Source organism: Halanaerobiales bacterium, from assembly GCA_035270125.1.
Taxonomy (GTDB): Bacteria; Bacillota; Halanaerobiia; order Halanaerobiales; family DATFIM01; genus DATFIM01.
Map to the genome: position 1 here is coordinate 1 of DATFIM010000018.1, position 11760 is coordinate 11760.

The following is an 11760-nucleotide window of genomic DNA, read 5'->3' on the forward strand; positions in this document are numbered from 1 at the left end:
TTAATTGGATATCCAAAAGCTCCAGTAGAAATGGCAGGAAAACCAATTGATTCAATTTCATTTTCTTCGGCAATTTCTAAACTATTTTTATAACTTTTATTAAGCAATTCAGCTTCAGGTTTATCCACTCCATAAACAGGACCTAAAGTGTGAATTACATATTCATTAGGAAGATTATGTCCCCCAGTAATAACAGCTTCTCCTACCTGTATAGGTGCAAGAGGTTCACATTCTTTTTCAAGCCCAGGGCCAGCTGCTCTATGAACTGCACCTGCAACTCCGCCACCAATCTTAAGCTGAGCATTAGCCGCATTGACAATTGCCTCCAAATCATTTTGACGCACTATATCTCCCTGAACTAATTCAAGAGTGACATTGTCAATTTTAAGCTTCATTAATTAACCTCCTTTATTTTTAAGCCAATTTCAAAGCAATTTCCATCATATCAGTAAAAGTTTTTTCCCGGGCACCTGCCGATAACTCTTCCCCGCTAATTATTGAATCACTAACTGTTAGAATTGATAATGCATTTACATCATATTTAGCTGCTAGAGTATATAATTCAGCAGTTTCCATTTCTAAAGCCATAACTCCATATTTTGCCCACTTTTTCCAGTGATCAGGATTATCATGATAAAATTTATCCTCACTTAATACATCTCCTACTTTAACTTTAGTACCATTTTCCTGAGCAATTTTATAGGCTTTTAACAAAAGATTAAAATCAGGAGTCGGGGCATAATCCCCACCATTAAATCGTTTTTCATTCATACCAGAAGTAGTGGAGGCACCACCTGCCAGGATTACATCTCTTAATTTTGCATTTTCATTAATTGAACCACATGAACCAACTCGCACTAAATTTTGTACTCCGTAATCTTTAATTAACTCATTGGCATAAATTGAAATAGATGGCATACCCATTCCAGTACCCTGAACAGAAATTTTATTGCCATTATATTTACCTGTATATCCTAACATTCCTCTTACTTCATTATAACATTCTATATCTTCTAGATAATTTTCAGCTATAAATTTTGCTCTCATTGGATCTCCAGGCAATAGAATTGTATCAGCTATTTCTCCCTTTTCTGCACCAATATGAACTGTCATATTAACAACCTCCTCTAAGTTTTTTTCCTTTTTTATATTTCTATAAAATATCTTAAATTCCTTTTTGAAAATATTTTTCCATTCTTGCAAATACTCCCTCCCAGGAGAGTTTACGAACAGCACTTTTCAATTTTTCATTTTCAAAAAATCTATTTTTTTGACTTTTATCAATTTGTTTTTCAAGACCCATCATTAATCTCTTTTCAAAACCTGTTAAGTCCTCTTTTTGGGGAATATCAGCATTTTCTAAAGTTGGTAACTCTATATATTCAATAACTTCACTTTGATTTATTTTATTTCCCAGCCAATTTTTAAGACCGGGTAAATCTGTAGTCACAACTCTTAAACCTGAGGCTAAGGCTTCGATCACAACCAGGGCCAACCCTTCATAAAATGATGGCAAACAAAAAATATCACTTTTTCGAAAAATTTCCCCTAATTTTTGCTGGGGTACTGAACCAGGCATCTCTATCTTAGATTCACTCATATTAACTAATCTTTTAATTTCTTCAAATTCCCTACCATTACCTTCTCCTAATAATTTTAACCTTATATTTTCACCTATTTTTGAATTTAATCTTTCAAAAGCTTTTACTAGAAATTTTACTCCTTTTGCATAACTTAATTTTCCTGCATATACTATTGTAATTTCTTCATTATTTTTTTTGATTTTCTCAGACTCATAAAATATTTCTTTATCATAACCTGCTCCTATAACAATAATTTTATTTTCATCTATATTATAAAGCCGATTTATTTGTTTTTTTTGATATTTATTTAAAGCAAATACCATATCTAAGCCCTGACAGCCTTCTAATACTTGATTTTTAAACTTACTAACCTTTTTTAATTGTCTTAAGCCAGTTCCATGAGAAATTGCTATTATTCTAATATTTGGATTTAATTTTCTAACAAGAGAAGTTAAAATCCATAAATGATGAGTTATAATTATATCTGGCCTAAACTCTTTAACAGCTTTTTTAATAACTTTGCTAAAATTATTTTTATATTTTTCTAACATATTATCTGTTAAATCTTTATATCTGGTACTGGGATAAGGCATTACATCACTCATTCCTACAACTGGAAAAGATAATTCATCATTATTAAATTTTACAGGATAAAAATTTTCTTTATTAATATTACCTAAATCAACTTTTTCAATTTCAGCAGGTATTCCTGAAATCACTGCCTGTTTATATCCCTTTTTATTAGCTTCTTTTAATACTGATTGAAGATAAATACCACTTCCGGTTTTTTCAGGTCTCTGTGATAAAATATGTAATATTCTTTTCAATTATTATATCCCTCCTATCTCTAATACTTCTTTAATTTGTAGAGGCACTTCTTTAACTTCACATTTTCTTTTATGTTTAAGCTTTTTATTATATATATCTTCAAGTCCTCGATGGATTTCTATACCAGTTAATTTATTTAACTTTTTAATAACCTGAGAATAATCCTCTTCTACTTCTCTTCCCTCTATTGCCTCTAAAACAGATTTGCTAAATTTATATGGATTGGCAGTAGAATCAATGATAGTAGGAGTATAATCAAAACTTTCTTTTTTATAAGCTTTAAGACAACTATACCCTACTCCAGTATGAGGATCAATTAAATAACCATAGCTGTTATATACATCTTTAATTGAATTCCTAACTTCTTTTTCAGAAGCAGATTTGCCAACAAATAAATTTTGGATTTCAGCTAAAGTATTTGAGTCAATTCTAAATACTTCTTTTTCTTTTAAATTCTTGTACCATTTATTTATTTTTTTACTATTATGGCCGGTTACTTCAAATAGAAAACGTTCTAAATTAGAGGAAATCAAAATATCCATTGAGGGACTTATTGTTTTTTTGAATTCACGATTTATGTTATATTTTCCCGTCTTCAAAAAATCAGCCAAAACTTTATTTTCATTAGTGGCACAGATAAATTTATTAACAGGCAATCCCATTTTATAGGCATAATAACCAGCAAGTATATTCCCAAAATTACCAGTAGGAACAGTTATATTTATTTTTTCCCCTTCATTAATTTTATTGGCATGAAGTAAATGAAAATAACCTGTAAAATAATAAACTATTTGAGGAACAAGTCTCCCCCAATTTATAGAATTAGCAGAGGATAATTTATATCCATTCTTTAATAATAAATTTTTTAATTTTTTATCTCTAAAAACTTCTTTTACTGCATTTTGGCAATCATCAAAATTACCTTTTACTCCTATTACCTCAGTATTATTTCCTGCTGTTGTTAACATCTGATCTTTTTGGACCTGACTTACACCTTTTTCAGGATAAAAAACAATGATTTTAATTCCCTCTACATCCTTAAATCCTTCCAGAGCAGCTTTACCTGTATCCCCAGAAGTAGCTACAAGTATAACTATTTCTTTATTATCCTGATTTTTTTTCACTGATAGTTTTAAAAGATAGGGCATCAATTGTAAAGCAATATCTTTAAAAGCAGCTGTAGGTCCATGCCATAATTCCATAAGATGAGTCTCTTTATCAAAACTAACAATGGGAGTTATCAACTCATCAGGAAAATTATTTTTATTATATGCTTTTTTAACCGCCTTTTTAATCTCATCTTTAGTGAAATCATTCAAAAAATAACTTAAAATCCAACTGGCAATCTTCTGATAATCATCATTTATTTTGCTAAACATTTCATTTTCACTTAATTCAGGGATAGAGTCAGGAACAAACAAACCTCCTTCAGGTACCATTCCCAATTTGATTACTTCAGAAGCATTTAGTAATTTAGAATTTCCTCTGGTACTTATATATTTCATCCTTATCTCTCCCTATTATAATATTAATTTTATTTATCTATACTCTGTACACCTTCATTATCTATTTCAGCAGCTAAACTCATACATTTAATTCCATTATCCAAAAATTTTTCTTTCATCTTTTGGGCTATAAATTGGGCATTATCTTTACTAAAAGCCAATACTGTTGGTCCTGCTCCACTTAAGGCAACACCCAAAGCACCTGCTTCATAACCTGTTTTTATAACTGATTTTAAACCTGGAATTAGTTTTTCGCGATAATTTTGATGTAAACGATCTTCCATAGCTGTTGATAATTTTTGCCAATCTTTATCTACAAAAACTGAGGTTAATAAAGCTGTTCGACTTTGATTAAATAAAGCATCTTGATAATCAACCTTTTCAGGTAAAACTGCTCTCAAATCTTTAGTTTTTAGCTGAAAATCAGGTATTACTAAAATCACTTTTAACCCACTATTTTTTACAGATACTTTTTTATAGTTAAGTTTATTTCCTTTTAACACAGTAATTACATAACCACCTTTAAAAGCTGGAATTACATTATCGGCATGACCTTCAATAGATACCGCCATTTCAAATAATCTTTCCTCACTTAAAGGGGAATTATTAAGTTTATTTAATCCATAAAGAGTTCCAACAATGGCTGTTGCAGAACTACCCAGTCCCCTGGCTATAGGTATTTTACTTTCCTCAATAATTTTCAAATTTTTAATTTCAATTTTACTAACCTTTTGGAATCTTTTTACTGATTTATAAATTAAATTATCAGTATTGGCTATTTCAATTTCTTTTCCCTTTAGTCCTTCTTTTCTTATTTCAATTTCTAATCCCCTTCTATTTTCTTTGAAAATAAAATTGTTATATGATTTTAAGGCCAGACCAAGACAATCAAAACCAGGTCCTAAATTAGCAGAAGTAGCTGGAACTCTAAGTTTTAGCATATTAAACTCACTTCCTTTAATTCTTTATTCTTATATATTATAATTCTTCTCGGATTTTTTTATCAGCCAATTCAACTGCCTTAGCTAATTTTTCCGGGTTAGAACCTCCACCCTGAGCAAAAAATTCATGTCCTCCACCATTTCCCTCAAGTAATTCCATTACTTCACCAATCATCTCATTCATATCTAGTTTTTCTATATTAGCAGCTTTTCCTAATATTAAACGAGAAGTGTTATTATTTTTTTGGCCAAAAATTACAATTGTATCATCATATTCAACAAGTTTATTGGCCATCAGTCTTATATCAGAATAGTCTCCTTCTTCATAAACTTCATTTACCAGCTTATAATTATTGTATTTTTCACTGTTTTTTATTAATTTTTCAACTCTGTAATCTAAGAGTTCATTTTTAAGCTCTTCTACATTCTTTTCTTTATCATCTAATTCACTTTTTAATCTCTCAATTTCAGAATTTATATTTTCGTTTTGTACCCCCAGTATATCACGAGCCTTTGTAATAATATCATTTTTAAAATTATAATCATTTAAAGCTCTTTTTCCACACAAAAATGTTATTCTTGTTCCATCTTTATATTTTTCCTGATCAATAATTGATATTATACCAATCTGCCCTGTATTTTTAAGGTGGGTTCCACCACAGGGAATAACATCTACACCATTTATTTTTACAATTCTTATATTTTCATCCACAACTGCCGCTTTTCTTAATGATAAATCATTCAATTTTTCTTCTCCAGGAAATTCAGAACTAATATTTTCATTTTTGTATATTACTTCATTTATCTTATCTTCAGCTTCTTTAAGTTCTTCATCAGTTAATTCAATATCTGAATCTACAGTAACATGATTTTCTCCTAAATGAAATCCTACAGTCTTTGCATTATACATATCATCAATTAACGCTGATAATACATGCTGTCCTGTATGTTGTTGCATCAAATCAAAACGTCTCTGCCAGTCTATTTTACAATCCAAATTATTTTTTTCTTCCGGTAATTTATCTACAATATGATATACTTCCCCTTTTTCTTCATAAACATATTTTACTTTACTGGAAGCAACACTACCTTTATCAGCCGGTTGTCCCCCACCTTCTGGATAAAAAGCAGTTTTATTTAAAACTAAGTGATATTCTCCTTTTTCCTCTTTATATGAAACAATATCTGCTTTAAAATTTCTTAAAAAAGAATCTTTATAATATAATTTTTCAGTCATTTTTTGACCTCCATTTTATTTATCTATTAATTAATTTATGTATCTTACCTTAAATTTATTTTTCTACATAAAACTCTATTTACCTTCTTAAAAATAAAAAAGCTCTATCATAACTGCAAAATATAAACAGTTAGATAGAGCCTTTAGTAACTAAAAAATTATTTCACTTTTTTGTAGACATTAACTTCACTTGTCTCTCTTAATTTATTTAATTGAGGTACTATTTTTTCAAAATGTTTGCTATTCATATGTTCTTCTAAGCTTTTATGATCTTCCCATTCTTCAATAAAAGTTATAACCTGGGGATTATCGACATCCTGATAAAGTTCATATTTGATATTTTTGTCTTCTTTTCTTGTTTTTTCGATTAATTCATCAACCATCTTTTTATATTTTTCAATTTTTTCTTTTTTAACAACTGATTTTGCTACTACTTTTATCATTATTCCACCTCAAATTACCATTTATTATAATGAATTTTGTCCTCTGTAAATCTATCTGCTTTTCCTTTCTCCTGGGCAGGGTAACCCACAGGTATTAAAGAAAAAGGTTCAATATGTTTTGGTAGTTTAAATAATTCTTTAAAATTTTCAGCTCTATCTCTTTCAGGATAAATTCCAAGCCATACTGCTCCTAAACCTTTATCTTCAGCTTCAAGTAAAATATTTTGCGTAGCAGCAGAACAATCCTGAGGCCAAAAACCATTATATAATTCTAATTTTGTATTTCCACAAACTAGAATTGCTTTTGAAGCATCAGGTACCATCTTTGAATAAGGATGTATTTTAGGAATTTCATCTAATATTTCCTGTTTATCAATTACTACAAACTCCCAGGTTTGAGCATTACCTGCAGATGGAGCTGCCATAGCAGCTTTTAATAAATCATTAATTAATTCATCTGATACTTCCTGATCAGTATATTTTCTAATACTTCTACGTGTAAAAATTGTTTCCATAATTAACTACCTCCTTTCTCAAAACTAACTAACTGTTGTAAAATATTATAGCAGATATTTATTTAATATCAAATTATATATGAACATTTGACAAACTATTCATATATATTTATAATAATATTAAATTGTTTATAAAAGGAGCACAAAAATATGATATATCTATTTACTTTAATTTTAACCGCTATATTATTTATTATTGATAAAGAAAAAACTATAAAAGGATTAAAAATTGGATTAAAAAAAATTAGAAAAAATTCACCTGTTTTTTTAAACCTAATTATACTGGTTGCAATATCTCTATACTTTATATCTGATGATCTTATCATAAGATATTTAGGTGAAGGTAGTGGTTTGGTTGGAATTGGCTTGGCTTCACTTTTTGGTTCAATAGCTTTTATGCCCGGCTTTGTAGCTTTTCCTCTGGCTGGTATCCTTCTTTCTAAAGGAGTAAATTATATTGTAATTGCCGCTTTTACAACTACTCTAATGATGGTCGGAATAGTAACCTATCCGGTGGAAAAAGACTTTTTTGGATTAAAAATAACTGTAATTCGTAATATATTTGGCTTAATTATTGCTTTAATAGTTTCATTTATCATCGGTCTTTCTTATGGGGAGTTGATCTTTTAATGAAAAAACATCTTAAAGATTACTGGTTATTTATTATATTTTCTATTGCAATTTCAATAAGTTATATTTTTGGGATTGAAACAGGTAAAGGTATTTTCAATAATTTTTATGATTTTTTTATAACAATGGTCCAATTTGTTCCTGCTGTTTTTATCTTAATTGGCTTATTTGATGTCTGGGTAAAAAAAGAAACTATAGAAAAACATCTTGGAGAAAATTCAAGCTTTTTATCATACATCTGGGCAATAATTCTGGCCAGTACGACCATAGGTGGTCTATATGTTGCTTTTCCAGTAGCCGCTGCATTATATAAAAAAGGAGCAACTCCCAGGGTAATTTTTACTTATGTAGGAGCTGCTGCTATTTGTCGAATCCCAATGACCTTATTTGAAGCAAGTTATGTTGGGATAAAATTCACTGCAATTAGATGGGGAGTCTCTATTCCATTAATAATTTTAAGTAGTATTTTATTAGAAAAACTATTATCAAAAAAAGATCTGGAGATGATCCATGAATAATAAAGTTTAATAACCAAATAATTCAATTAAAACTAATACCAGAGTTAAAAACACAGCAGAAAAAGCAACTATTTTCCACTTTTCTATTTTTATTACTTCAGGTATAGTAAGCTTTTCAAATTTACCATAATTTAAAAAATTTCTTTTTACAAATGGATAAACATGTGCATAAACTCCGGCTCCGATGAGCATCCCGACTACTCCTCCAAACAAAGCATCCATTGCCCCCTGACCAACTGCTCCAGCCACAGTACCTGGGCAATAACCTAAAAGCCCAAAACCTATTCCAAATAAAAGACCACCAATTATAACTGAACCTAAAGAACCGGATTTAGGATGTAAATTTACATACCCTTTATCATTTAAGAAATATATACCAATCATACCGGTAATAATAGCTGTTATAATAATTTTAATTACCGTGAAATCTTCAAGTAAAAGCTGGCCTATTAAAACATTATAATCTGTAACCCCGCCTTTTTGTAATAAAAATCCAAAAATAATTCCTGTAAATAAACCGAGACTTAATTTTGCTGCTCCTCTTTCTTTCATTTTAATCACACACCCTTATATTGATATTTTTAAGGTAATATTTTTAATATAACAATAAAGCAGTTAATATTCCTCCAATAAAAAAGAAAATAACAGCTATCCAACTACTTATAGCTAATTGAAGAGTTCCACTAATACCATGACCACTTGTGCAACCACCGGCCCATCTTGAACCAAAGCCCATAAAGAAGCCTCCAATTATAGCTACAATTAACCTTAATAAAGGTGTTTGACCAAATTCAGCTATCCAAAATTCTGGTAAAAATTGAATTTGAAATTGTCCTGACAAAATTGATGAAATAAAAGAACCAATAACTATTCCTAAAACTAACATCCATCCCCAGTCTATTAATGGCTTGTATTCTTTATAATACTCATTCTCTAAAACTTTATCTCCTTTTATATATTTTTCTATCATTCCACTAGTTCTAGCAAAAGCTGTTGATGCTCCTAAGGGTTTATCCGAAATAAGAAAAGATAACCAGCTTAACATTCCAATAAAAATTCCAACTAAATATGGAGACCAGCGAGCAAGACTAAATCCCATTTTTAACCCCCCTTTTTTTATTTACTTAAATCCAATACAAGATTACTCAATAATTTAACACCTTTTACTAAACTTCTTTCATCAAAATCAAAATTTGCTTTGTGATGAGCACCTTTTAATTTTGTTCCCAAAATAATAAATGTAGCCAGACCACCATTTTTTTGAACATCTTTCATAAAATAAGTAAAATCTTCACTTCCACCTAAAGTAGCTGTTTCCTCATACACTTTATTAAAATCTGTTAATTTATCTGCTGTACTTTTTATTCGGTTTTGTAATTCAGGATCACTTTTTCCACTTTCTGCTCCTCCCATTGACTTCAATTCAAAATCCACATCATACATTTGGGTACTGTTTTTCAAAACTTTTTGAGCCTGATTATACATATAATTATTTAATTCACTTGTTTCTCCTCTAGTTTCTATTACTAAGTGTGCCTTGGCAGGTATAACATTTCTACCACTACCGGCATTTAATTTTCCTACATTAATTCTTGTAACTCCCTGGCTGTGACGTGATATTGCATATAAATTACTTACTGCATTAGCTGCTGCTAACAAAGCATTATTACCCAGCTCAGGTTGAGCACCTGCATGAGCTGGTTCCCCATCAAAATATGCATCGAATTTTGAGGTGGCCAGAAATCCTTTTGTCCCAGCATAGACTTCAGAGTTATCAACTCCTAGCCCTAAATGAAGTCCGATAAGATAATCAACATCTTCTACTACTCCAGCTTTAGCCATTGACCTTGCCCCTCTAACACCTTCTTCAGCTGGTTGAAAAATAAGTTTAATTGTTCCTGAAAACTCATCCTTGATCTTCATTAATACTTCTGCTAACCCCAAACCAATTGCAGTATGACCATCATGTCCACAGGCATGCATTGCTCCCTCATTTTTTGATTTAAAACCTTCTTCAACAGGTTGATGATCTCTATTATTTGTTTCAGATACATCAACACCATCTATATCAAAACGAAAGGCAATAGTAGGACCAGGGCCATTTTTTAAAATTCCTACCAGCCCTGTAAAACCACCTTCAAAATTATCAATATATTTTAGATCTGCTCCCTGATCTTTTGCTCTTTCAAATTCTTTTTTAAATATTTTTTCAGAAGGTAAACCCATTCTATCTTCTTTTGAAATTACTTCTTTCCCCATTTTTAATTCATAGCCTAATTTAGCTAAAATACCTGCAACTTTTGAAGCTGTTCTAAACTCTATCCAGCCAGTTTCAGGATATTTATGAAAATCTCTTCTATAATTAATCACTTTTTGCTCTATTTCACTTGCAATTTCATCAATTTTTACTTTCATACTTATTCCCCCCAGTTAAGAGCTATTTTACAAAAAGCTTTAACCCCATAACCTAAAGCTTTTTCATCAAAAACATAATGGGGACTATGAGGTGGATAAACTTCTTCATTCTCTTTACCATAACCAAGCCAGAGATAAACTGAAGGAACTTCTTTTGTAAAATATGCAAAATCTTCTCCTCCAGATGCAGGTCTTTCTATATTGATATAGTTTTCAGTCCCAAGAATATCTTTTATTGAATTTTTTGCCATATTAACCATATCTTCATTATTAACAGTGGAAGGATAACTTTTGATATAATCAACTTTGGCTTCTCCTCCCATTCCTTCAGCTGTCTTTTCAGCAATTTCAAATATACGATGATAAACTTTTTGTCTTATCTCTTCATTAAAAGTACGAACTGTTCCTTCTAAATTAATTTTTTCAGGTATAGTATTATATCTAGTTCCACCATGAAAAATCCCAAATGTAACTACTGCCTGTTCAAATGGATCAATATTTCTACTTACAATAGTCTGGATATTATTAATAATTTGAGATCCAATTACAATAGGGTCTATTGCTCTATTTGGTAAAGAAGCATGGGCCCCTCTCCCAATAACTTCTATATTTACTGGATCAGAAGCCGCCATAATAGGACCTACTTTGGTGCCAAGTTGACCTACTTTCAAATCCGGCCAGAGATGCATTGCTACCATGGCATCCACTTTCGGATCTTCTAAAACACCATCTTCAATCATATATTGGGCTCCACCGCCATGTTGAGCATCTTCCTCAGCAGGCTGAAAAATCAATTTAATATTACCCTTAATTTCATCTTTCATCTCCATTAAAACTCTGGCAACTCCCAGACCCATTGCAGTATGCCCATCATGTCCACAGGCATGCATTACTCCATTATTTTCAGAAGAAAAAGGTAAATCAGTTTCTTCTTCCATCTCTAAAGCATCCATATCAAACCTCATACCTAAAGTTTTACCATCTTTACTTCCTCTAATTATTCCAACTACACCGGTATTATAATAATTAGTTTCAACTTCAACTCCTAATTTTTCAAGAATTTTAACAACTTTTTTTGAAGTTCTTTCTTCCTGTCTACTGGGTTCTGGATGACGATGTATATCTCTACGATGTTTTATAATCCA

General features: G+C 30.6%; 14 protein-coding genes. 2 read left to right on the top strand and 12 right to left on the bottom strand.

Features of this window, described 5'->3' with window-relative positions; all coding sequences use genetic code 11:
* The 8 genes from VJ881_00880 to VJ881_00915 form a co-directional block, all read right to left on the bottom strand.
* Positions 1-395: macro domain-containing protein (locus VJ881_00880; protein ID HKL74594.1), on the bottom strand; the 395-nt coding region annotated here is incomplete at its 3' end.
* Positions 396-414: 19 nt separating this feature from the next.
* A complete protein-coding gene (gene deoD / locus VJ881_00885) occupies positions 415-1203 on the bottom strand; it encodes a purine-nucleoside phosphorylase (GenBank protein HKL74595.1) in 789 nt (262 codons plus the stop codon).
* On the bottom strand, positions 1166-2410 hold the full coding sequence (locus VJ881_00890; GenBank protein ID HKL74596.1) for a glycosyltransferase family 4 protein: 1245 nt from the start codon (positions 2408-2410) through the stop codon (positions 1166-1168). Before VJ881_00890 ends, deoD begins: the two co-directional genes overlap by 38 nt.
* 3 nt (positions 2411-2413) lie before the next feature.
* A complete protein-coding gene (gene thrC, locus VJ881_00895) occupies positions 2414-3916 on the bottom strand; it encodes a threonine synthase (protein ID HKL74597.1) in 1503 nt (500 codons plus the stop codon).
* Between the two features lie 29 nt (positions 3917-3945).
* Complete coding sequence (gene thrB / locus VJ881_00900; GenBank protein ID HKL74598.1) at positions 3946-4857, bottom strand: homoserine kinase; 912 nt, start codon at positions 4855-4857, stop codon at positions 3946-3948.
* Positions 4858-4894: 37 nt separating this feature from the next.
* The gene (locus VJ881_00905) at positions 4895-6094 is read right to left on the bottom strand and encodes a DHHA1 domain-containing protein (protein ID HKL74599.1); all 1200 of its coding nucleotides are present in this window, start codon (positions 6092-6094) and stop codon (positions 4895-4897) included.
* 158 nt (positions 6095-6252) lie between these two features.
* Complete coding sequence (locus tag VJ881_00910) at positions 6253-6537, bottom strand: putative quinol monooxygenase (protein HKL74600.1); 285 nt, start codon at positions 6535-6537, stop codon at positions 6253-6255.
* Between the two features lie 14 nt (positions 6538-6551).
* Complete coding sequence (locus VJ881_00915; GenBank protein HKL74601.1) at positions 6552-7052, bottom strand: nitroreductase family protein; 501 nt, start codon at positions 7050-7052, stop codon at positions 6552-6554.
* Between the two features lie 150 nt (positions 7053-7202).
* Between VJ881_00915 and VJ881_00920 the strand changes: the two genes are divergently transcribed.
* Entirely contained in the window at positions 7203-7682 is a 480-nt protein-coding gene (locus VJ881_00920; GenBank protein HKL74602.1) for a hypothetical protein, read from the top strand.
* Positions 7682-8200 (top strand): permease, encoded by a 519-nt coding sequence (locus tag VJ881_00925; protein HKL74603.1) that lies wholly within the window; start codon positions 7682-7684, stop codon positions 8198-8200. Before VJ881_00920 ends, VJ881_00925 begins: the two co-directional genes overlap by 1 nt.
* A 6-nt stretch (positions 8201-8206) precedes the next feature.
* Here VJ881_00925 and VJ881_00930 read toward each other — a convergent pair whose 3' ends face one another.
* The 4 genes from VJ881_00930 to VJ881_00945 all read right to left on the bottom strand — a co-directional run.
* The gene (locus VJ881_00930) at positions 8207-8752 is read right to left on the bottom strand and encodes a YeeE/YedE thiosulfate transporter family protein (protein HKL74604.1); all 546 of its coding nucleotides are present in this window, start codon (positions 8750-8752) and stop codon (positions 8207-8209) included.
* A 43-nt stretch (positions 8753-8795) separates the two neighbouring features.
* Positions 8796-9299, bottom strand: a complete 504-nt coding sequence (locus VJ881_00935; GenBank protein ID HKL74605.1) for a YeeE/YedE thiosulfate transporter family protein — start codon at positions 9297-9299, stop codon at positions 8796-8798.
* A 17-nt stretch (positions 9300-9316) separates the two neighbouring features.
* Positions 9317-10615: an amidohydrolase gene (locus VJ881_00940; protein ID HKL74606.1), complete on the bottom strand. Its 1299-nt coding sequence runs from the start codon at positions 10613-10615 to the stop codon at positions 9317-9319.
* Positions 10616-10617: 2 nt separating this feature from the next.
* The coding region (locus VJ881_00945) for a M20 family metallopeptidase (protein HKL74607.1) at positions 10618-11760 on the bottom strand (1143 nt) is incomplete at its 5' end.

Excerpts from the sequence above, each read along its gene's own strand:
- VJ881_00940 (HKL74606.1), bottom strand. The coding sequence starts at position 10,615 with ATGAAAGTAAAAATTGATGAAATTGCAAGTGAAATAGAGCAAAAAGTG.
- VJ881_00920 (HKL74602.1), top strand. The coding sequence starts at position 7,203 with ATGATATATCTATTTACTTTAATTTTAACCGCTATATTATTTATTATT.
- thrC (HKL74597.1), bottom strand. The coding sequence starts at position 3,916 with ATGAAATATATAAGTACCAGAGGAAATTCTAAATTACTAAATGCTTCT.
- thrB (HKL74598.1), bottom strand. The coding sequence starts at position 4,857 with ATGCTAAAACTTAGAGTTCCAGCTACTTCTGCTAATTTAGGACCTGGT.
- VJ881_00925 (HKL74603.1), top strand. The coding sequence starts at position 7,682 with ATGAAAAAACATCTTAAAGATTACTGGTTATTTATTATATTTTCTATT.
- VJ881_00915 (HKL74601.1), bottom strand. The coding sequence starts at position 7,052 with ATGGAAACAATTTTTACACGTAGAAGTATTAGAAAATATACTGATCAG.
- VJ881_00910 (HKL74600.1), bottom strand. The coding sequence starts at position 6,537 with ATGATAAAAGTAGTAGCAAAATCAGTTGTTAAAAAAGAAAAAATTGAA.
- VJ881_00930 (HKL74604.1), bottom strand. The coding sequence starts at position 8,752 with ATGAAAGAAAGAGGAGCAGCAAAATTAAGTCTCGGTTTATTTACAGGA.
- VJ881_00905 (HKL74599.1), bottom strand. The coding sequence starts at position 6,094 with ATGACTGAAAAATTATATTATAAAGATTCTTTTTTAAGAAATTTTAAA.
- VJ881_00935 (HKL74605.1), bottom strand. The coding sequence starts at position 9,299 with ATGGGATTTAGTCTTGCTCGCTGGTCTCCATATTTAGTTGGAATTTTT.